This window comes from Zobellia russellii, assembly GCF_044597075.1.
In the GTDB taxonomy this organism is placed as follows: Bacteria; Bacteroidota; Bacteroidia; order Flavobacteriales; family Flavobacteriaceae; genus Zobellia; species Zobellia russellii.
In genome coordinates this window covers 2,125,536-2,147,780 of record NZ_CP139000.1, presented here as the reverse complement: position 1 = coordinate 2,147,780, position 22,245 = coordinate 2,125,536, and the positions used below count along the sequence as shown (strand labels likewise).

The following is a 22,245-nucleotide window of genomic DNA, read 5'->3' as shown; positions in this document are numbered from 1 at the left end:
TAGTGTATTTCATCGATAATATTGACCATTCATCGGCTATTATGGTGGTTCATCTCGTACGTATAAAGTAAGTTTTGGCCCCAAAATTTAAAATGAACACTAAATTGAAAAATATGAAAAACAAAACGTTTCCTACTCGTCTTATGCTTTTATTGGCAGTAAGTACATTGGTAATAGCCTCCTGTTCCGATGATACCACTGAGCTTGATGCCGAAACTTCTGTTGCTCCCAAAGCAGAAGTTCCGGTTGATCAAGATGCTGAATTTATTACAAAATACTTTATGGGCGATGCCGTACAGGTACAACTAGAAGAGGATGGCACCTATAGCTTGGCAGGTACGGACACACGCTTGTTCGAGGAGCAACTGGCAGATTCGCCTGACAGCTATAACCCTAATCCCGTTCCTGGAGAAGAATTGTCCGGATTGGCGTTGGCAGGCGGCATTAGAAAATGGCCGGAGAATACGGTGTATTATGTAATTAACGGTTTAAGTTCTAGCGTGCGCAGTGAGTTGCAAAAGTCGTTTGACGAATGGTCCAATAAAACCAACGTTAGGTTTAAAGAACGTACCAATCAATCTAATTACGTTACCATATCCTCTTCAGGTTCCAATAGTAATTCAGGGGTGGCAACTTTAGGAATGTACAATTCTCGTGGTTATATTAGATTAGGGACTCGTGCAACGGCCGTTGTCATCATACATGAACTGGGGCATACCTTGGGTTATATTCATGAACAGAACAGGGCAGATAGGGATGACCATATTATAATCCGTACGGAAAATATTCAATCCAATGCTCAGGACCAGTTCTACAAAAGTACTTCCGCAACCTTCCTTACCGGTTCTTTTGATGTAAACTCAATAATGATGTACGGTAGCTACACATTCAGTAAAAATGGACAGCCTACTATAACGGACCTGAACGGAAATACGCTGCCACAAAGACAAGCACGTTTGTCTACTTTGGATATTCAAGGAACCAATGCTGCTTACCCTTCTTCGGGCGGTGGTGGCGGTAATCCGCAACCGGAGGAAGACCTATGCGATACTACTGCTGATTACGCCTCAAGTAAAAGCTATAGGGTAGGGGATTATGTGCTTTATTACGGTCGTTTGTACCAACGGGACTATACACGCTGGAATTATATTAAACGATGTAGCTAAAACCAAATATGGGCCAGAAACGAACTCAAAGACCATCTATAGAAGATGGTCTTTTTTTGATTTATAGGTTGGCGTTTTTAAAGTACCTTAGATGTTAAATTCGTTTCATGAAATCATTACGCCTTATATTTACCAATTCCCGTTATTTTGGGGCGGCCTGGGTATTTGCCAGTATAAATATTCTTTTTGGTACTTGGGCAATTTATATACCAACTGTAAAGGAGCAGCTTCAAATAGACAAGTCCCAATTGGGTTTGGCTATATTTTTTCTTTCTCTAGGGGTATTTACGGTGTTTCCTATGGCTTCATCTATCATTAATAAAATAGGGGTAGGAAAAGCAACATGGTACGGGGTAGTGTTGAGCAGTATAGCGGCCCTTTTGCCTTTGTTGGCACCTAGTTATTATACCCTTATGGCAGCACTTTTTCTATTAGGGGCTTCCAATGGGTTTACGGATATTTCTATGAATACCTTGGTAACGGAGCTGGAAAAGGAGGATAAGAAAAATTTTATGAGTGCTTCTCATGGTTTTTTCAGTTTGGGAGGGGTTTTGGCCGGCCTTGGTAGTTTTCTTATCGGTCCTCTGGATAATCCACCTTTACATATGTTATTAGCGGTGATACTGGTTTTAGTCGTGAATTTTATTTTCCACGGAAAATATAAAAATGTAGTGGCAGCGGTTGAAGAAAAGGAAGCATTCAGTTTAAAATTATTTAAGCCGATGCTGTTTCTTGGGTTGATCTCATTTGTAGCGATGGGGAGTGAAGGCGCCATTGTAGACTGGAGCGGACTTTATTTAAAGGAAATAAGCCTGGCACCCGAGTTGCTCTGGGGCGCCGGATTTTTAGGTTTTCAGGTTACCATGACCTTGGGGAGATTTTTAGGTGATGGTATAAGCGAAAAAATGGGCTCAGTAAAAATGGTAACTTTTGCTACTATTTTGGTGTTGGTAGGATACCTAATGGTTTTAAGTACCGAAACCTATTTGGCCATTGCAGGGTTTGCTTTAAGCGGACTCGGTTTTTCCGTTATGGTACCCGAAGTTTTTCGTATTGGAGGCAAAGTAAAAGGTGTGGATTCCGCGCAAGGTGTTTCTTTTATTGCTGGCACGGGCTATACCGGATTTTTGGTAGCTCCGCCAATTTTAGGGTTTATTGCCGATAGCTCCTCGCTCAAGACCTGTTTTCTGGTATTGTTCGCTTGCGCTCTTTTGGTATTGGCCGCTACTTTTAAATTGAATAGAAATCGAAAAAAAACGTAATACTTAGTTTGTTTTTACTTCAATGTTGGTAAAATAGAGTTTAAAACTACCATCCTCGTTTTGATGCATTTTGGCAATTTTGAGTCCACCTGCTTCGGTGTAATCTTCCCAAGTGGTGGTCATAGAAGCTTCTTCTTGGTTACCTTTTCTAAACACCCATTCTTTAACTAGATAATCATCGCCAAAATAGAAATCATAAGCGTCTCCAGGGGTATAGCCACCTTCTTGCTTGTAAACTACCGTTAGTTTTTGCATGGGCTTTTTGCTGATAGGTGCCTCTACATTTGGCGTAAGCTCATTGGTGCTTCCATCTTTGTCCCATAAAATGTTTATAGGCGCTATGAGCCAATATTTATCATTTATGAATCCACCATTGGTTTTATAGGCGGTGCTATCCATGTCTTTTCGGTTGTAGACTAAAGTGTCTTTGGTAGATATGGCAGTAACTTGGTTAGTTTTTGGTTTCCAAATCCATGTACGTTCAAAGTGAGAAGTATCACGGTCTACATTAAAAGTGAATTTAAGCTCTTCTACCTTGTTCCAATTTTTGTAACCATTGGCATAGGCTATTTTTTCTAGAATGGATAGTTCTTTTTCAGGTTGTGGTGCTTCAGACTTTTTGGTCTCTTTACAACCTATAACTAAAAAGGTCAAAAGTATGCAGGCGGAAAAGTACTTTGTCATAACTAGAATTTTCCCCAAAGATAACCGCTTTTGTTTAAAGCAAAGACTGTAAAGTAAAATGGATGACGAGGTACTTTTATAAAAATGAAAATCTATTTAGAAATAACGAGGAGATTTCATGGCTTTTATACCTCGGTCAAAAAGTTCATAGATAAGAATGACCTCATGTGTGCCTCCGGAATAGGGTCTAAAAGTTGAGGTAGGTAAATCATAAGCATACCCAATTCTAAAAGAATCGGAAATAGCATAATCCATTAGTACCCCAAAACTGTCCGAGTCATTAAAACGATAGGAAGCACCGATCCAAAATTTCTCATAGAAAAGAAAATTGGCCGTTACATCGTATGATGCAGGTGCCCCGTTGGTGTATTTAAGTATTGCCGTGGGCTTGAATTTTGTGGTTTCGCCTATATCAAAAACATATCCACCAATGGCGTAATAACTATTACGTTCAAGAGCCACGAATTCACCATTGTTTAAATCGGTATTAAGAATACGAGGAGTTGAAACACCCAGATACCATTTATTGGAGCTTACATAAATTCCGGCTCCCATGTTGGGGTTCCATTTAGAAAAACCATCAAAGAAGAATGGGTCCGTTTCGTCCGGAGTATCTAATTTGTAGTTGGTAACACCACCTTTTAACCCTAAGGCCATATTAACGGTGCTACTTAAGGGAACGGTATATGAGATATCCGCATAAATGTAATTGGTTTTTTCATATCCCAATTGGTCGTTTATATAGGATAACCCAACACCTACATTACTGAACCGTATAGGCGTATGAACCGATAGGGTGCTTGTGGTAGGATTACCTTCTATACCTGCCCATTGGTTTCTGTGCAAGGCAGTAGCATTTAACGTTTGCCTGCTTCCGGCGTATGCCGGGTTTATTGACATGGTGTTGTATACGTATTGTGTAAATTGCGGTAGTTGTTGCGCATTTGAGAAAAAGGCACAGCTTATAGCTAGAACAGCTAGATATTTTTTTAACGTAGTCATGACTGCCTTTTTTAGTTAGAACCGATATAGATATATCCGTTAACAGGTTTTATTTCATTGTTTCCAAAGCCAATGATATAGTAATATGTTCCTGATGAAAGCATAGCTGAGTTGCCCAATGAACTTTTAGGTGCATAGCCGCTCCAATCATTAGTGTAATCGCTATTTTCATAGACAATATTGCCCCATCTGTTAAAAACTTTTAGATGATAGGTGTAATCACAACCTTCTAATCCTGAAATTTCAAACACATCATTTATGCCATCGCCATTGGCGGTCAGGGTTTTAGAAACTACTAGATTTTCAATATCACAAGGCATATCCGCTTCAACTATAATAAGCTGGGTATGTGTAGTTTCGTTACCGTTGTTATCTACGGCAATCCATGTTCTTGTAATTTCGTAACCTGTAGTACAGTCTTCGTTATTTGTTGCGGTTTCCGTGAAAGTTACTACGGGGTCCGTATCGCAATTATCTATAGCCGTTAGCACATCTGCCTCGGGAATAGAATCACAATCTACAATAAGGTCTTGCGGAAGTTCTTCCACAAATGTTGGTGCTTCCTCGTCCATCATACATTCATCGGATATTACAGTGATAATTTGTGTATGGGTGAAGGTATTGTTGGCATTATCCGTTGCTGTCCAAGTTCGGGTTATCTCGTAACCGGTTTCACAATTTCGGTCATTGGTTGCGGTCTCCGTAAAAGTTACGGTAGGGTCCGGGTCGCAATAATCTATAGCAGTTAGGATGGCCGCATCCGGTACTCCGTTACAAGGTACCGTAATATCTCCAGGAAGATTTTCAGCAAAGACCGGTGCTTCTACATCGGTAATGCTAATGATAATAGTAGTGGGGTCTCCGTTTCCAACGCCACATTCATCAAACGTAAACGAACTGTTAGAGGTTTGTTGGGTTGTGTTGATTTCGCCGGTGTACAAAGCCACGGTTTGAGAATCCGAATTAAACGTACAAGCGGGAATACTTGAAAAGTAAGCATCATCTTTAATACGTACCGCATATTGAATAGTATAGGGCGCACTGGTAACATCCGTATAACCATCCGCTACATTAAAAGTAAGTTCTCTTGTAACCGGGTCAAAATTATAGGTAATCTCACTTGGCAACGGTTCCACACTTATAAAGTCCATTTCTTCGGGTATGGTAGTAGAGAAAGATAAATTTCTAATATTGTCGTTCCCCGTATTGGCCACATCCAAATATATCTGAATGGTTTCTCCAGTTCGTGGGTTTTCATCCGAAGCGGTGGCGTAAAGGTCTAGTGAGTTTAGCGATGGTTCATAAACTTCTACGGCCATACCTAAAAGATAAAGTCCATAAACCTCTTGGTCTGAAGTCATACGAACCGTAGCCGATGTTTGATTGTTGGTAATTAGGGAGTTGCCCGTATTTTCCAAATGAAATAAGCTGGCATCATACCCTAATGTATTTGAACTTGCGGGCATTCTGTCCAAAAAGTCACTGCCATTTGTGGTAATGGAACTATTGAAGAAATTATTGGCCGGTCTCATTGGAGTGGACAAAGGTTCCCATGAGTTAGAGGTATCCAATATCAATAACTGATCGCGAGAAATTCCTCTATCTCCTTCAAAAGAACCAATGACCATATTTGCTTTTACCTCGCCGTTAGGTACAGTTTGGAAACCATCAAAAGTAACATCAAAATTATTCTGTGTGCTTGTAATATGGGCATACCCATCAAAAAGGGTAATGTGTTTCTGTGGCATAAGCGGACTCTGCCAAACAAAGACTATTTGCCATCCACCGGAAGTACCTGTTCTTCCGCCACCATGAGATAGTAATTGCCCTTCAGTGGCCTTAACATTGGCTACTTGGTAGGTGCCAAAAGGGTCGCTCAACCCTTGCACGTAACTCGTAATGTCTTTAACGCAGATATAGGGGTCGTTAACAAAATGGTCGTCCCTACCGCGGTAAATAACTTCGTCTGCGGTTAGGGTGGCCTCATAGTTACTAGACCCTGGCAGCATTAATTTAATATCATCAAAATTCCAAGAGGGCTCAACGCCTCCATTGCCCGCAATTGGTGTTCCGGAACCATCTACTTCATATTCTTTATCGGCTGCTGCCCAATACAGAAAAACACGTTCTATGGTCAAGCAAGAACTGCCGGGAGAGGGGTTTGATAAATTGGCGCTACTAGAATTAAATGTAGTAGGATCACTATCTATATCTACAAATACGTTATCCGAAAAATCATGGTTACTACCATTTCCGTTGTATGCATTTGTTGCATGCCGGGAAAGTACGTTGTTAGCAACCATAGTAAAGTCACCTGTTATGGTTTCCGAATACCGAGGAGAGAACCCTCTTTGAAGTTGCGCACTGACGGAGTTAAAAGCGAATATGAGAAAAACGAACCCAAGAGCTCGTGTAATTTTTTTTTGGTGTAATTTTTTCTTCATAATTATAAGTTTTGTAAACATATAATTAGAAGCTACATTAAGTCTTTACCTGTAAAGGGTGTGCAATGGTGTAATTAAGGTCAAGTTCAATCTGTAGCAACTAGGTTATTTGGGATAAAAAAGTGCCGTAATTTTATAGCATATGTTTTATTTGTTCCGTACAAAGGTCACCTATACCCTTGTTAATTAGTAGACTATACGATGAACGTAGGTTTTATTCGTTAGCGGCATATATCTATAGATGAGCGGTTTATTTCTATCGATGAGAATAAATGAACGGTCTGGGACGGGTTGTAAGAAAAAGCGATGAAGGGTAATTACATTGATAATCATGTAACACTATTTTGGTACAGATAAATTGTTTAATTTTGAGATGTATAAATAATAGCAAATGAGTTCTAAAAAAGGAAAAGTTCAAGAAGCGATAGACGAAAAATTGTTAGAAGAAAGAAAGGTCTTCTTATGGGGCATGGTAGATGATGATTCCGCCAAGCACGTTATAGATCGTTTATTGTATTTAGATATGCAGAATAATGAAGAAATACAGTTATATATAAATAGTCCGGGTGGTTACGTTACTTCTGGTTTTGCTATGTATGACATCATAAAATCTTTAAAAAGCCCTGTTTCTACAATCTGTACAGGTCTTGCGGCCTCTATGGGTTCTATATTGCTTTCTGTTGGAAAAAAAGGTAGAAGGTTTATTCAGCCCCATGCGCAGGTTATGATTCACCAGCCTAGTGGTGGTGCAAGAGGCCAAGCTTCAAATATTGAAATTCAGGCCAAAGAAATCATCAAGACCAAAGAATTGAGTGCGCGTATTTTAGCGGACAATTGTGGTCAGGACTATGAAAAGGTATTGAGAGATTTTGATAGGGATTATTGGATGAATGCCGAAGAATCTATTGGCTATGGCATTGTAGATGGTATTTTAGAATAGTAATTTTAATCTCCAAAAAAAAAGAAAAAGTCCTTCGTAATTAAATTATGAAGGACTTTTTTTGGGATATATAGACGCTCTCGCGAAACCATTATTGTATTTACAAAGCAAATTTTTGCGTAGGATGTTCCTTTTCCCCAAAAACTATATAACTTTAATATAAATCGGGCTTTTCAATAATAGCATTGGCTCTTTTTTTTAAGGCTTCTAGTTCTTCTGCAGATTTTTTGTTCAACAGGCTCATCATCATAGCCATTCGGTTATTATCCTTAAAATGTTCACGCTTTTCGTCTAGAAAGTTCCAGTACAGAGCATTGAACGGACACGCATTGTCTCCTATTTTTTTAGTGTGGGAATAATGGCAGCTACTACAATAATTGCTCATTTTGTTTATATAGTTGGCGCTACTAACATAAGGTTTGGTGGTTACAATACCACCATCTGCAAATTGGCTCATACCCCTTGTGTTGGTTATTTCTACCCATTCAATGGCATCAATATAGATGCCGAGGTACCAAGCATCTACTTGGTCGGGATCCGTCATGTTTAAAAGTGCAAAATTGCCAGTAATCATCAAGCGTTGTATATGGTGTGCATAGGCCTCGTCAAGACTTTGTTCAATGGCATGATGCAAACAATTCATTTTAGTTTTACCGGTCCAGAAGAAATCGGGTAGAGAGTTGGTGTTATTTAGTTCGTTGACCTTGGAATAGGTAGGCATCTCTTTCCAATAAATACCGCGCATATATTCTCGCCAACCTAGAATTTGACGAACAAAGCCCTCTACTTGAGAAATGTGAATGGTATCTGTATGATCATGGTAGTATGCTATGACCGAATCAATGACTTCTTTGGGTGAAATCATCTTACTGTTCATAGCAAACGATAACCTTGAATGAAACAAAAACTTTTCATTTGTGTGAAGGGCATCTTGAAAATCACCAAAATGTTCCAGCAGGTTCTCGCAGAAGTAATCCAAGACGGCCAATGCTTCTTTTCTTGAACAAGGCCAATTAAAATTAGTAGGGTCTATGCGCCCAAATGTTTGTGCTCCACTTTCATTAATTTCGGAAATAAGATGCTGCACATTATTATGAAAGTCCTTAGATGTTGGTATCGTAGGTTGACCTTTCCATTTTTTACGATTGCTATGGTCGTAATTCCATTTGCCACCTTCTGGTTGGTTTCCGGTGGTTAGAATATGGTGTTTTTTACGCATCATGCGGTAAAAACTTTCCATAATAAGTTGTTTTTTGCCTGAGAAAAAGTTTTTGAGCTCAAATCTAGTGGTATAAAAATGCTCGGTTTCTACGGCTTTATAGTTGCAATCCAGATTTTGGCAAATAGATTGTAATTGTTGGTCCAAACGATATTCATCCGGTAATTGGTATTCAAAATTTGTTGCGGTGGTCTCCTCAATGTAATGTTTTATTATTTCTTCCAAATTTTGAGGGTTGTTATTATCGGAAATTTTCAAATAAATACACTGATGGCCTTTGGACTTTATAGTTTCGGAGAAATTACGCATAGCTAAAAAGAATGCCACTACTTTTTGGATATGATGTTTAACATAGTCCGTTTCTTGGCGCATTTCGGCCATTAAGTAAATAACATTTTTATCTACAGCTTTAAACCAAGAATGGTTTTCGTTCAGTTGATCTCCTAAGATGAGTCGTAATGTCTTCATGAATATAATTTATATGGTGTAGTTATTTAGAAGAGGGTTTCTTGTAACCACAGATTTTGAAATTTTCCTTGAGGGTCATAAATACTTGCTTGGCGTTCTATGTTGAATTTTCTATTCCTAGGGTCGTTTCCTACACCACTTGTATACATCCAATTGCACCAATTGCTATGCACATCGTAATCTATGAGCATACTTTCAAAATAAGCGGCGCCAATACGCCAGTCTTGTTCTAGCTCTTTGGACCAAAAACTTGCTACGTTTTGGCGCCCGCGATTACTCATCCACCCTGTTGAAGACAATTCTTTCATATTGGCATTTATGAAAGGAGATTTGGTACGGCCTTCAATCCATTGTATTAATAATGTTTCAGAGCTATGCCAATTATATGGTCTTCCGGAAATACCTTTTAAGCAGAATATTTTATTTTGATGTTTTAAAGAAATGTATTTGAAATAGTCTCGCCATAACAGTTCAAAGATGAGCCAGTACGTACTCTCATTTTTGATAATTTCTTTTTCAAAATCTTTTACATGCCAGTAAATGGTTCGTGGAGATATACCACCATTTGCTAACCATGCGGAAAGTTTAGAACTATAATCCGAACCAATTAGTCCGTTACGAGTTTTTTTATAAACCGATAATTTCTGTTTTTTCCAGATATATTCTTCAATTCTTTTGATTGCTTGGTTTTCTCCGCCTTTAAAAGGAAAAGCAGTTCTGAAGTCTTCTTCAAAACTCAAAAGACCTAAATCCGAAAGTTCTAAACTTTTATGACGCTGTTTAATTAAGTTGTTTTTCGGCTGGGGTAGAGGTACAGGAATAACTGGGTTGACTTTAGTTTTAGCTTCGCATGTTTTTCTAAAAACTGTAAAGACCTCAGGTATATTTTGGTAGTCTTGAAATGGAATTGCGTCCGGGTGAATTAAAAACTGACCGTATGAACATTTAAATTTTATATAATCGGGAGATGCTAGAATTACGGATTCTGAAACACTCCTTTCCTCTGTAGTCCATTCTTCTTGAAAGTAAACCGCTTCAATACTATACTTCTCAATTAGGTGTGGAATCGTATGTTCCGGTTTATCGTAAACTATTATCAAAGAAATATTAAGTTCACTAAGGTTTCTTTCTAATTCGTATACGGATTCTATTAAAAATTGAGCGCGATAATTTGAAGTCTTTTGAAAACCAAAAATATCTTTTTCATAATGCCTTGGGTCAAAACAATATACCGCAATAACATTGTCTTTAGTATTGCAGGCTTGCGATAAAGACGGATTATCGGCGATTCTTAAATCGTTTCTAAACCAGACTAAATTCATAGGATATATTTAATTAATAAAAGATTAAAATTCAATTTGCCATTTGTCTACATTTTTTACTACAATATTTTACATTTTCCCAATCGCGTTCCCATTTCTTTCGCCACACAAAAGGTCTGAGGCAGACCACACAAACTTTAGTTGGTAGATGTATTTTTTTATGACTCATGCCAGAGAGAATTTGTCTTCTCATGAGGTTTGGCATAGGCCAACCTGTCAATAACTTTTGGTAAAGCATAGCCGTCCAAACCTACAGAGGAAATTGTATTTGCTTTGTCCAATTGTATCCAACCATCTTTTGATACGATTTCTTCATTGATGTATATATGCTTGATGGCGCCAATAATTAGGAGACATCCGTTTTCCTCTATAGTATATTCGTTTACAAATTCACAACCTATTTTAATAGAACTCTCAGCTACATAAGGAACCTTGAAATTATCCAAGAATTCTTCGGTCAAACCCGTTTTTTCAAATTCAGATGTAAGCGCATCATATTTTGCAGAGGTATGATGTGCATCTTTGTATATGGCCTCGTTAACTTGATTTACCGTGAAAAAACGATTCTTTTTGATGTTGTTGTAAGTGTCTCGGCGAACAGTTAATGGACGAGAAATAAAGCCTAACATTGCGGGATTACTCCCAATATGTACTACAGAATTAAATAAGGCCAAGTTTGTAAATTGAGGACCAGCTATTGAAGCTATAAGGTTTAGTGATTTATAACCAGTACAGCTATTTATGAGATTGGCGCGGTAACGAGAAGTTAGTTTACTTAAATCTTCGTCTTGATAGTGCAACATTGTTTGGCGTTTTGTTTAATAAAATTATGAAATATTAAAACAATATATCTTCTCTATGTGTAATTGCGTCAATTTTTAGGACTATAGGGGTACATTTAATTTTGATGTCTTATTTTAGTCCTTTATTAGCCTCTCAGCTTAAATATATGATACAATCTTCTAAGAATATAGCCATAATAGGCTCTGGCCTTGTTGGCTCTTTACTGGCCATATATCTCAAAAAAATGGGCCATACCATTACCGTTTTTGACAGGAGGCCGGATATTAGAAATATTAAATTTTCAGGACGCTCCATTAATTTGGCCATGAGCAATAGAGGCTGGCAATCTTTGGCCGAGGTAGGTATAGAGGATGAAATAAAAAAGATAGCTATCCCATTGGATAAGCGAGCCATGCATGTAATAGATAAGCCCATCTATTTTCAAAAGTATGGGAAAGAAGGAGAGGCTATTTGGTCTATTTCTAGAGGTGTGCTGAATAAAAAGATGATAGACTTGGCGGAAGATGCCGGTGTGGAGTTTCGTTTTGATGAGAAGGTCTGGAATGTAGACTTACCAGAAGCTACATTATATACAGGAGAGACCGAAAAAGGCGAGTGGAAAGAATACAACTATGATATAATTTTTGGTTGCGATGGCGCATTTTCTCGTGTACGGCATAAAATGCAACGGCGAAGCAGGTTTGATTATTCACAGGATTTTATTGACGTAGGCTACAAGGAACTTTCTATACCGGCCAACGAGGACGGCACTCACAAGCTGGATAAAAATTCGTTTCACATTTGGCCTAGAGGTAAATTTATGCTGATTGCCATGCCTAATATTGATGGTAGTTTTACCTGTACCTTATTTATGCCTTTTGAGGGAGAAGTATCCTTTGAAAGTGTTGAAACAAAAGAACAAGCAAAAGATTTTTTCAAAACCTACTTTCCTAATGTTAGAAAAGAGATAGAAAACCTAACACAAGACTTTTTCAAGAACCCTACAAGTGCCATGGTAACTATGAAATGTTATCCTTGGACCTATTGGGACAAAGTGGCTTTAGTGGGAGATTCTGCCCATGCAATCGTTCCTTTTTACGGTCAAGGTATGAATGCAGGTTTTGAAGATATTTTTATTCTAAAGCAGAAAATAGAGAAGTACGGAGATGATTGGGAAGCTATTTTTAAGGAGTATCAAGAAGAACGAAAACCAAATGCAGATGCCATAGCGGAACTCAGTTACCGCAATTTTGTTGAAATGAGCAGTAAGACGGCCGACCCTAAATTTCTGTTACAGAAAAAAATAGAGAAGCGTTTTGCAGCCCTTCACCCGGATAAATGGATTCCGGCCTACTCTAGGGTTACATTTTCTAACAGACCCTATTCAGAAGCCCTAGAAATGGGTGATGCTCAGGAAGCTATTATGCAAAAAGTATTGGAAATGCCCAATATTGAGGATAAGTGGGATAGTGAAGAAGTAGAGCAGAAGATATTGAGCTTGATTTAATTTTTTCTATTCCGTAACTCGGATTGGCGCATGGGCATAGCATCTATTGTGTTGTATATAGTTTCTGGATTAACCGGCAGCGGTTTTTTTAATTTGGCACCGCCGTCCTTACCTATGAGTAAAATACCATCATAATCGGTCAATAATTGGAATTGTTCATAGACGTGTTCAGCTTTTACATCCAATTTACTGCCATCCGTATTAAAAATATTTTTACGGTTCATTATTAGAATAATAAGATTACGGTCCTTTAATTCATTTTTATTCTCTGTAAATAGCTTTACATTTTTTTCAAGAGTAAGAGATTCATTATCAGCTATGAAAAATAATAAACGGTTCTCCCATTTGTAATCATCAAGGTTTTGACTCCATGAGTAGCACCAAGTCATAAAGAATAGGATTGGAAACAAAGGTTTAAGAATTTGCATAATTAGCTTTTCTATAGTTGTTAAGATACCAAAAAAAAGCCATCCACTTGAAAAGTAGATGGCTTTGGTTTTATTAGGGAAATGTAGAATTACATTTTAGTAAACATTTTTCCCATTTTTTCTTGCTCCTCTTCAGCTAGAACTGGATCAACCAATATTCTACCACTGTGCTCATCCGTAATTATTTTTTTACGGGAAGCAATTTCTACCTGTACCTGTGGCGGAATAGTAAAGAAAGAACCTCCTGAGGCGCCTCTTTCGATTGGCACAACAGCTAAACCGTTCTTAACGTTGTTACGGATACGTGTGTAAGCCTTAACAAGACGTTCTTCTATTTCGCTTTGGTATTTTTCAGACTGGGCAAGAAGTGCTTTTTCTTCTTTTTCGGTCTCGGCCAAAATAGCATCAAGCTCGCTTTTCTTATGCTTTAAGTGAGACTCGCGCTCAGATAAACGTTCTTTCGTTTCGGAAATAACTGCTTTTTTCTGCTCTATCTGTGCTTTGAACTCTTTAATGTTCTTTTCCGCTAATTGAATTTCAAGTTCTTGAAATTCAAGTTCTTTGCTAATAGAGTTAAATTCTCTACTGTTACGAACGTTCTTCTGTTGTTCCGTATATTTTTTTATAAGTGCTTTAGACTCATCTATAAGGTTCTTTTTTGCGCCAATCTCAAAATTGATGGTCTCAACATTCTGTTTTCAACTTGTCCAATCTTGTTTTAAGACCAAGAACGTCATCTTCTAAATCTTCTACTTCTAAAGGAAGTTCGCCTCGTACATTACGTATTTCATCTACTCTTGAATCAATCAATTGCAAGTCGTACAATGCCCTTAACTTTTCCTCTACCGTTGCTTCTGATTTTTTTGCCATATATTTTATAAATACTTGATGGGATTGGTTTTACTTTCCGATAAACGGATTGCAAAATTAGGGATTTTTTTTGTAAGATACTCAACTAAAAGGTTTTTTGTAAACTGCTCGCTTTCATAGTGTCCTATATCTGCAATAATCATTTTACCTTCCGCTTTGTAAAATTCATGGTATTTTATGTCCGCTGTAATCAAAACATCCGCACCTGCTGCCATTGCAGGCGAAATGGCAAAAGCACCACTGCCGCCCAGAACAGCTATTTTTTTGATTTTTCTTCCTAGCAACTTCGAATGGCGAATACCGCCTGCATTCATTTTTTCCTTTACTTTCTTTAAAAAAGAGAAGTCTTCCATAGGTTCTTCAAGTTCACCTATCATGCCCATACCTATGTTTTGATCCTTATTTTCCAAAGTCATCACTTCATACGCCACTTCTTCATAGGGGTGGGTAGTGAACAAAGCCTTCATTATTTTTGCTTGGTTTACCTTGGAAAAAGTAACGCTTAGTTGGGTCTCTTCTTCGTAATGGGTTTTTCCTATTTCGCCAAGGGTAGGGTTGGCCTGTTCACCGGCTTTGTAACTTCCTTGGCCGTTGGTGCTAAAACTACAATTGCTGTAATTGCCAATATTTCCTGCTCCTGCACTAAAAAGGGCATCTCTAAGGGTGTTGGCATCTTTAATTGGTACGTAGGTGGTCAGTTTTTTAATGGTCTCCTTCTGGGGGATTAAAATTTGTGGTTTTTTTATGCCAAGAACCTCACATATTTTGGCATTTACACCTTCTGGAACATTATCCAGAGCCGTATGCATACTGTAAATGGCAATGTCATTTTTAATGGCTTTGATAACCACCCGCTCTACATATGATTTTCCTGTCAACTTTTTCAGTCCCCCAAAAATTATGGGGTGAAAACTTACTATTAGATTACAGTTTTGTGAAATAGCCTCATCTACCACGTTTTCCAACGTGTCCAAGGTTACAAGTATGCCGGAAACCTTTGCTTTGCTATTTCCGACCAGAAGGCCAACGTTGTCAAAACCTTCGGCATAGGCTAGAGGTGCTAAATCTTCAAGTATTTGGGTGACTTCTTTTACGGTCATAGCTATTTTTATGAGGTCTAAAGATAAAATATTATAATTTCGCCTTGTGCAAGTACTCAGAAAAATATTATTTCCCGTATCGCTGATTTATGCGTTGGTAGTTTACCTCCGGAATTATTTCTATGATAAAGGAATTTTTAGTTCCCAAAGTTTTACAACACCCACTATTTGTATTGGAAATTTAAGTGCGGGCGGAACCGGGAAAACTCCTATGGTAGAACTTTTGGTAGCTATGCTAAAAGATAGCTATAAAGTGGCGGTGTTAAGTAGAGGGTATCGCAGGAAATCAAAAGGGTTTGTACTTGCCCGTGAAAATGCATCAGTAGACCTATTGGGTGATGAACCTTATCAGATATTTTCTAAGTTTCCCGATATAGCTCTGGCCGTAGATACAGATAGGAGGAATGGAATAAGAACTCTTGAAGAAAAAATACAACCAGAAGTAATCTTACTGGATGATGCATATCAACACCGAAAAGTGAATTGCGCGTTTTCTATTCTTTTAACCTCTTATGGTCATCTTTATGTTGATGAGTGGTATTTGCCAACCGGAAATTTAAGGGATAGTAAAAAAGAAGCGGGTAGGGCACAGGTGATAATCGTAACCAAATGTCCTAACGATTTGAGTACTGAAGCCCAGAAAAAAATAGTAGCGAAGTTAAAACCAAAACCACATCAAGAGGTTTGGTTTACTTATCTAACTTATGATAATGAATTCAAAACTATAGATACAACCGTTTCCTTTGATACTTTGAAAAAAAAGGAGGTAACCCTTGTAACAGGAATAGCCAACCCAGCACCTTTAGTGGATTATTTAAAAAGAAAAGAGCTAGACTTTGAACATTTGAAATTTAAGGACCACCACGATTTTAGTGAGTCTGAGTTGAATGCTTTGAGGCAAAAACAATGTATTTTAACCACTGAAAAAGATTTTGTAAGACTGAAGGGTAAAGTAGATAACCTTTATTACATTCCTGTAAAACATAAGTTTTTTGGAATGGGAGGAGATGCCTTAAGAGAACGATTACAACAATTTATGAAGTAGTATTTTTAAGCTCTTTTTTATTGAAAATGTTCTCACCTATTTTCTGGTAGAAGACTTCTGGTTTAAACGGTTTTGTAATTACATCATTACAGCCCGCGGCATAGAAGCTCTCTAAACTGTCGTCTAACGAAATTGCGGTAAGCGCTATAATTGGTGTGACGATATCAAATTTCCGAATTTCAATAGTAGCCTCTTCACCGCCAATGCCCGGCATATGTATATCCATTAGAATGGCATCGTAAAAATTTTCTCGGGCCATATCTATTGCTTCGCCGCCATTATTGGCAATGTCACTGGTGATTTCTTTTTTAGTGAGCATTTTCTTGGTGATAACCTGGTTAATTTTGTTGTCCTCAACAATTAGGATATTCAGGCCTTTAAAATCAAAGTCTTCCGGAGTTACTTCAAAAGGAATGTCATCAACCAGACTGTCTTTACCTTTTACGTCTAGCTCAAAGAAAAATGTACTCCCAACCCCCAGTTCACTCTCTAGTTCTATTCTACTTTCAAAAAGTCCCAATAGGCTTTTTACAATAGTAAGGCCAAGTCCTGTGCCCCCATATTCCCTGTTAATTTGTATAGAGCCTTGTTCAAAACCATCAAAGATATTTTGCTGTTGTTCTTTGGCTATACCTATTCCGTTATCTTTAACCTCAAAGTAAAGTTTAACGTCTTCATCTTCTTTCTTTATGAGTTTTGCGGTTACTTTAACCTCTCCGCCTTTAGTGAATTTTAAAGCATTGCCCACTAGGTTCAGGAAAATCTGAGACAGTTTTAACGGGTCGCTCATTAAGTGGTAGGGTATGTTGCGGTCGTAATCTAAAGTTAATTTGGTCTTGTTGCTCTGGGCACTTTGTTGAAGCGAATCAATAACTTCCTGTAGCACTTTTTTAAGGTTGAACTCAACGTTAAGAGGCTCTAATTTGTCAGCATCAATTTTATTGATTTGAAGAATATCGTTTATAAAGTTCAACAGGTAATCTCCTGAAAATTTTAATGCTTTTAGATGTTCTTTTTGACCTTTGCTTGGGTTTTCCTCTAGCAACAAATGCGTTAGCCCTGTTACGGCATAAAGTGGTGTTCTAAGCTCATGGCTAACCGTAGACAAGAAATTGGTCTTGGCTTCCATCGCCGTAACGGCCGCATCCCTAGCAGCTTTTAATTCATTGTTTTTGGTCTGTAATAAATCGTTGGTTTTAAGCTTAATCTGGTTGTTCCTGAATAAGGATACGGCCAAAAGTGTAATGATCGTTAATAGGGCAGAGGTAAGGATTGCCGTAATATCGGATTTGTTTTTGGACTCGTTCAGTTCTTCAATTTTTTGTTCTTGACGCTTTATTTCGTCGCTCATGAAATCAAACTGAATTTTCTCGGCAGTTTTGGCCTCGGTCTTCATTTTGGCAATGTTAAATAGCGAGTCGCGTATGTGCAATAGGTTTTTATTGCTTGATAAAGATAGATTGTAGCGACCAAGAGTTTCATAAACCGTGGTCAGCATTTCATTAGCTTCCCATATTTCTTTAAAAAACTTATTTTTTTTGGCAAGCTTAAGTGCTTGTTCTCCGTTTTCTGCACTTTCTTCAAGTTTTTCGGTCTCAAAATCCAGTTGAGCTAAGCCTAAATAAGCTTTGGTGGCTAGATAGTCGCTTTCATATATATCGGTATTGATGATAAGCGAGTTAAAGTTCTTAGCGGCACTATCATATTTTTGTAGTTTGAGGAAAATATTACCTTCCGCCAGTAAAATATTGTTGAAAAAATTACGGTCGTTATTCAGCTGCTTGGCTTCGTTCAGCATGAAAATGGCCTGAAAATTTTTATCGTCGTGAAAAAGTAAAATGGCTTCAATATACTTTTGCATAGCACTACCGTAAGGGTACTCTATGTCCTTAAGCAAAGCTTTTGCCCTATCCCAGTAGAAATAAGTAGTTTCTTCTTTTTTAAGTTTTAGGTAGACCAACGCAAATTTATGATAGCAGTCTATGAGCGCTTTTACATCAGCTTTTTCCTCGGCTACTTTTGCGGCTTTTTCCAGAGCCTCTAGGGCTAAATCGGTTTGATCTCTATTACGGTATGCCCGGGCTTCTTCAAAATAGATACGAACATCGTTATTTTCAAGGGCAAGGCTATCTTGGGCCTCTAAGTTTTGAGCAACCCAAATCAATACGAAAATCGAAAGTAGTTTTTTTATGCCGATATGTAGAAAATCAAGCTTCAAAAGTATTTATTTCTTGTCAATAGTAAAATTAAATCTATAAGTCTGCTACTATAACCGGTTTCGTTATCGTACCATCCAATTATTTTAACCATTTTTCCAATAACCGAAGTCATCATAGAGTCAAACGTACAAGAATAATAACTATTGTTTATATCAATAGATACTATTGGGTCTTCTGTGTATAAAAGTATGTTTTTGAGCTCTTTATCGGATTTTTTCTTAAAAACAGTGTTGATTTGGTCTATTGAAGTTTCTTTTTTAACATTAAAGGTAATATCTGTTAATGATCCATTTGGAACAGGAACCCTTATTCCGCATCCACCGATTACATCTGCCAAGTGCGGGAAAATTTTGGTAAGGGCTTTTGCCGCTCCTGTTGTAGTGGGAACAATAGACTGAGAAGCTGCGCGAGCTCTTCTTAAGTCATGATGTGGTTGGTCATGTAGACTTTGGTCTGAAGTATATGAATGTATTGTGGTAATATATGCCTGCTCTATACCGCACAGTTCATCAATAACCTTAATCATGGGGGCGGCATTGTTCGTGGTACATGAGGCATTGGAAATTATATCATCATCGGCATTTAGGGAAACCTCGTTAATTCCCATAACAATCATCTTTATATCCTCATCTGCGGGAGGTGCAGATAAAATCACCTTTTTTGCGCCGTTGGCCAAATGAGGTTGAAGACTCTCTTTGGTCTTGAATTTACCGGAACACTCCACTACAATATCCACATTATAATCGGACCAAATAATGTCATTTGGAGTTTTGTGGTTGGTTAAGGCCACAGACTCTCCGTCTACAATTATAGTGTTTTCTTTATAAGTGATATCATGGTTAAAAACACCATGAATACTATCATATTTTAGTAAATGAGAAAGCGTTCTTGCATCTGCCAAATCATTGATGGCAACTACATTTAGGCTAGGGTGGGCGTCTAAAAGCCTAAAAAGTGTTCGACCTATTCGGCCAAATCCGTTAATGCCAATAGTGGTCTTTTTCATAAGAAAATTAGGGCTAAAGAATACGACTAACTATAGCTGTTTTTATTGTTTATAGGTAGTTGTATTAGTAACTTATACTTGGATAAACGCTTAATGAATATGTTTATGAGCCTTGTAGGACGACCTTACCAAGGCACCACTTTCAACATGTCTAAAACCCATTTCCAGACCAATTTCCTCATATTTTTTAAATTGTTCCGGAAGGATGAACTCTTTTACGGGCAGGTGTTTTTTAGAGGGTTGTAAGTATTGTCCAATAGTAACTACGTCTACGTTGGCATCACGCAAATCTCTCATAGTTTCAATTACTTCTTCTTCAAGTTCCCCCAAGCCCAGCATAATACCGGATTTGGTGCGGTTTACACCGTTGGCACGTAAATAACGAAGTGCTTCAAGACTACGTTCATATTTGGCCTGTATCCGTACCTCTCGGGTAAGTCTTTTAACGGTTTCCATGTTATGGGATACCACTTCTGGTCCCACTTCAATTATACGGTCTAAATGTCTTTCTATGCCTTGAAAATCGGGAATTAAGGTTTCTAAAGTCGTATTTGGGTTCATTCTTCTAATGGCCTTTACCGTCTCGGCCCAAATTATAGATCCCATATCTTTTAGGTCATCTCTATCTACAGAAGTGATGACCGCATGTTTTATTCCCATTATTTTAATAGAACGAGCTACTTTTTCAGGTTCTGCCCAATCAACCGTATCAGGTCTGCCGGTCTGAACCCCGCAAAAGCCGCATGACCTGGTACAAACATTACCAAGAATCATAAATGTAGCCGTTCCTTCTCCCCAGCATTCCCCCATATTAGGGCAGCTGCCGGACGTACAGATAGTGTGAAGGTCATACTTATCCACTAGTCCTCTAAGTTGAGTATACTTTTTACCCGTGGGAAGCTTAACTCTTAGCCATTTCGGTTTTCCTTTAGGTGGGATAACGTTATTTATGGTATCTGTGCTCATAATTTGATGCAATTTTATACAAATATACGATTTAGCCGTGCAGCACCCATGTTAATGGGCTGTTTTTGCTTTGGTGTAAATTCTAATTATTTGGTAATTAATACAATATCTTCCTTAGTTGAAAGAATACAGCTTTTGGGATTAAAATAGATTAGGATAGGGGTGAGGAGATTATTTTTTTTGGATAATCTCGGCCAACAGCTTTTTGGCCCGTAGAAGCTTAACCTTAACATTGTTTACAGGTTCGTTAAGTTCTTGTGCAATATCCGCATAACTTAACTCTTTAAAATACCTAAGGTTAATAACCTCTTGGTAGTGCGGTTTAAGTTTTTTTATATGCAAAAGAAGGCTGGCCAGATTTTGTTCCCGTATTAACTGGTCCTCGCCAGATGGGGTGTCATCCAATACTTTCTTGACCGCATCCTGATTGCCATCCGTTTCCAAGCTTTTCTTGCGCTTTCGAATAAGGTCTACGTGTATATTTTTTGAAATGGTGATAAGCCAAGTTTTGAACTCATACTCGCTTTTATACGTGTTGAGTTTGTCAAAAGCTTTAGAAAAAGTTTGTACGGTAATATCTTCTGCGTCATTCTCGTTTTCTGTGCGTTTGAGCTGAAAGCCGTATACACTGTTCCAATAGGTGTCCAACAATGTACTGTAAGCTATTTGGCTGCCCGAAAGAGCTTTTTTTATTGTTACTTGTACGTTGTAATCGGCTTTGGCCAAAAGAAGATAATTTGAGAATGAAAGTTTTAAATTGAGGATTGAAGGTTTGTATTGTCTTCGTTTCTACAATCTTGTTCGCTAGGCAATTTGCCGCACATGCCGCATGCTTGGCCGTCTTGATTTAAATAAGGACTTTGACTTGCACAAGTGCCTGCAAATTTCCCATCTTTTTTAGCCCAGATTTTAATGGCTATTCCTGCAAATCCCAAAGCTAATAACCCGATGGTCAATAAAATGAGTTTCATAAAGATTATTTTGGGACAAAGATATAAAAATAAGCCCCGAAATGGAAGTTTCGAGGCTTAATGATATCTTAAATGAGCAATTGCTTAGTATGCAATATTCGCTACAATATTTTCAACGGTAGGGCTTTGGTTCCCTCCTTGAGGTTCAATGGTAATATAACTAATGGCATCCTCTGCATAGGGTAATGCCAATAGTTTTTCTTGACTATTAGCTTCCTTTATAATACCAAGGTTTACCATTTCGCCGTTAACCTCAGCCCACATTTGGTAGCACTGGTCTTTTGGCAAATGAGGCAGCTTACTTACATTAATATAAGAAAGTCTCTTTACAGGGTTTATATACGCAACGGCCTTTAATTCTTTAGCTTTTTTATTGCCCTTAACATTCACCTTTTTCGTTTCTGGGTTCTGAAGAACAATAAATTGGTTTCTTACATCTTCCAGTTGCGCACGCATTGTTTCTTCTAAATCGTCAATTTTATTATTAACGATAGAGTTCTCTTCTTCTAGGCTTTGATTTTTGTCCCAGAAGAAATAGGATGCGCCCGCAGAAACCAATACTGCAAAACTAGCGGCAACCGCCATACGGTAAAAGTTTCTTTTGAAATTGGATTCTTTGTTAATGCTCTTAAGAATTCTCTTCTTAAGGTCTTCTGGAGCTTTAACGGCATACAGTTTTGCATACGTTTCCAGGTTGTCTTGCAACTCTTCGTAGGTTTCCCGAACTTCTGGGTACATAGACAAGTAGCGTTCTACCTGCAATGTTTCTTCGGTTGTAGTAGTGCCTAAAAGATAGCTTTCCAATAAATCGGAATCTAAAAATGATTTTATCTTTTCTTTCAT

Annotated in this window: 20 protein-coding genes and 1 pseudogene; 5 read left to right on the top strand and 16 right to left on the bottom strand. The window is 38.0% G+C overall.

All coding sequences use genetic code 11. The features are described 5' to 3' along the window. The first annotated feature begins 113 nt into the window (after positions 1-113). Both SJY45_RS08705 and SJY45_RS08700 read left to right on the top strand, forming a co-directional pair. Positions 114-1,166 (top strand): M12 family metallopeptidase, encoded by a 1,053-nt coding sequence (locus tag SJY45_RS08705; protein WP_400074120.1) that lies wholly within the window; start codon positions 114-116, stop codon positions 1,164-1,166. A 107-nt stretch (positions 1,167-1,273) separates the two neighbouring features. Further along, the gene (locus SJY45_RS08700; protein ID WP_400074118.1) at positions 1,274-2,428 is read left to right on the top strand and encodes an MFS transporter; all 1,155 of its coding nucleotides are present in this window, start codon (positions 1,274-1,276) and stop codon (positions 2,426-2,428) included. Between the two features lie 3 nt (positions 2,429-2,431). Here the strand turns inward: SJY45_RS08700 and SJY45_RS08695 are convergent, their stop codons facing one another. From SJY45_RS08695 to SJY45_RS08685, 3 genes are all read right to left on the bottom strand, one after another. After that, positions 2,432-3,112, bottom strand: a complete 681-nt coding sequence (locus tag SJY45_RS08695) for a hypothetical protein (protein ID WP_400074116.1) — start codon at positions 3,110-3,112, stop codon at positions 2,432-2,434. Positions 3,113-3,208: 96 nt separating this feature from the next. Further along, a complete protein-coding gene (locus SJY45_RS08690; RefSeq protein ID WP_400074115.1) occupies positions 3,209-4,114 on the bottom strand; it encodes a type IX secretion system membrane protein PorP/SprF in 906 nt (301 codons plus the stop codon). 11 nt (positions 4,115-4,125) lie between these two features. Continuing rightward, complete coding sequence (locus tag SJY45_RS08685; RefSeq protein ID WP_400074113.1) at positions 4,126-6,558, bottom strand: gliding motility-associated C-terminal domain-containing protein; 2,433 nt, start codon at positions 6,556-6,558, stop codon at positions 4,126-4,128. Positions 6,559-6,949: 391 nt separating this feature from the next. On the opposite strand from SJY45_RS08685, the gene SJY45_RS08680 reads away from it, so the two are divergent. Further along, complete coding sequence (locus SJY45_RS08680) at positions 6,950-7,498, top strand: ClpP family protease (protein WP_400074111.1); 549 nt, start codon at positions 6,950-6,952, stop codon at positions 7,496-7,498. Between the two features lie 154 nt (positions 7,499-7,652). Here the strand turns inward: SJY45_RS08680 and SJY45_RS08675 are convergent, their stop codons facing one another. The 4 genes from SJY45_RS08675 to SJY45_RS08660 are packed head-to-tail and all read right to left on the bottom strand — an operon-like array spanning position 7,653 to position 11,310. Beyond that, positions 7,653-9,185, bottom strand: coding sequence for a cryptochrome/photolyase family protein (locus SJY45_RS08675; protein WP_400074109.1), 1,533 nt, complete (start codon positions 9,183-9,185; stop codon positions 7,653-7,655). A 26-nt stretch (positions 9,186-9,211) separates the two neighbouring features. After that, positions 9,212-10,507, bottom strand: coding sequence for a DASH family cryptochrome (locus tag SJY45_RS08670; protein WP_400074107.1), 1,296 nt, complete (start codon positions 10,505-10,507; stop codon positions 9,212-9,214). Positions 10,508-10,538: 31 nt separating this feature from the next. Then, complete coding sequence (locus tag SJY45_RS08665; protein WP_303406488.1) at positions 10,539-10,676, bottom strand: DUF2256 domain-containing protein; 138 nt, start codon at positions 10,674-10,676, stop codon at positions 10,539-10,541. Next, positions 10,666-11,310 (bottom strand): flavin reductase family protein, encoded by a 645-nt coding sequence (locus tag SJY45_RS08660; protein ID WP_215441956.1) that lies wholly within the window; start codon positions 11,308-11,310, stop codon positions 10,666-10,668. The genes SJY45_RS08665 and SJY45_RS08660 overlap by 11 nt, the downstream gene beginning before the upstream one ends. Positions 11,311-11,456: 146 nt before the next feature. On the opposite strand from SJY45_RS08660, the gene SJY45_RS08655 reads away from it, so the two are divergent. After that, complete coding sequence (locus SJY45_RS08655; RefSeq protein ID WP_400074104.1) at positions 11,457-12,797, top strand: FAD-dependent oxidoreductase; 1,341 nt, start codon at positions 11,457-11,459, stop codon at positions 12,795-12,797. Here the strand turns inward: SJY45_RS08655 and SJY45_RS08650 are convergent. The 3 genes and pseudogenes from SJY45_RS08650 to SJY45_RS08640 form a co-directional block, all read right to left on the bottom strand. Next, positions 12,794-13,225, bottom strand: a complete 432-nt coding sequence (locus tag SJY45_RS08650) for a DUF4174 domain-containing protein (protein WP_400074102.1) — start codon at positions 13,223-13,225, stop codon at positions 12,794-12,796. The genes SJY45_RS08655 and SJY45_RS08650 overlap by 4 nt on opposite strands. Before the next feature lie 89 nt (positions 13,226-13,314). Further along, a pseudogene (locus SJY45_RS08645) lies at positions 13,315-14,095 on the bottom strand (zinc ribbon domain-containing protein). A 5-nt stretch (positions 14,096-14,100) separates the two neighbouring features. Next, on the bottom strand, positions 14,101-15,195 hold the full coding sequence (locus tag SJY45_RS08640) for a Nif3-like dinuclear metal center hexameric protein (protein WP_400074100.1): 1,095 nt from the start codon (positions 15,193-15,195) through the stop codon (positions 14,101-14,103). Between the two features lie 46 nt (positions 15,196-15,241). On the opposite strand from SJY45_RS08640, the gene lpxK reads away from it, so the two are divergent. Next, entirely contained in the window at positions 15,242-16,240 is a 999-nt protein-coding gene (gene lpxK / locus SJY45_RS08635; RefSeq protein ID WP_400074098.1) for a tetraacyldisaccharide 4'-kinase, read from the top strand. Here the strand turns inward: lpxK and SJY45_RS08630 are convergent. The 6 genes from SJY45_RS08630 to SJY45_RS08605 all read right to left on the bottom strand — a co-directional run bounded on the left by SJY45_RS08630 (position 16,230) and on the right by SJY45_RS08605 (position 22,245). Then, positions 16,230-18,458: an ATP-binding protein gene (locus tag SJY45_RS08630; RefSeq protein WP_400074096.1), complete on the bottom strand. Its 2,229-nt coding sequence runs from the start codon at positions 18,456-18,458 to the stop codon at positions 16,230-16,232. The genes lpxK and SJY45_RS08630 overlap by 11 nt on opposite strands. Continuing rightward, positions 18,455-19,465: a type I glyceraldehyde-3-phosphate dehydrogenase gene (gene gap / locus SJY45_RS08625; protein ID WP_400074094.1), complete on the bottom strand. Its 1,011-nt coding sequence runs from the start codon at positions 19,463-19,465 to the stop codon at positions 18,455-18,457. Before gap ends, SJY45_RS08630 begins: the two co-directional genes overlap by 4 nt. Positions 19,466-19,555: 90 nt before the next feature. After that, positions 19,556-20,431: a lipoyl synthase gene (lipA, locus tag SJY45_RS08620; RefSeq protein ID WP_215912519.1), complete on the bottom strand. Its 876-nt coding sequence runs from the start codon at positions 20,429-20,431 to the stop codon at positions 19,556-19,558. Positions 20,432-20,602: 171 nt separating this feature from the next. Further along, entirely contained in the window at positions 20,603-21,157 is a 555-nt protein-coding gene (locus SJY45_RS08615) for an RNA polymerase sigma factor (RefSeq protein WP_400074092.1), read from the bottom strand. A gap of 26 nt (positions 21,158-21,183) precedes the next feature. Further along, on the bottom strand, positions 21,184-21,402 hold the full coding sequence (locus SJY45_RS08610) for a membrane or secreted protein (protein ID WP_215441946.1): 219 nt from the start codon (positions 21,400-21,402) through the stop codon (positions 21,184-21,186). Between the two features lie 84 nt (positions 21,403-21,486). Next, positions 21,487-22,245, bottom strand: coding sequence for an anti-sigma factor (locus tag SJY45_RS08605; protein ID WP_215912520.1), 759 nt, complete (start codon positions 22,243-22,245; stop codon positions 21,487-21,489).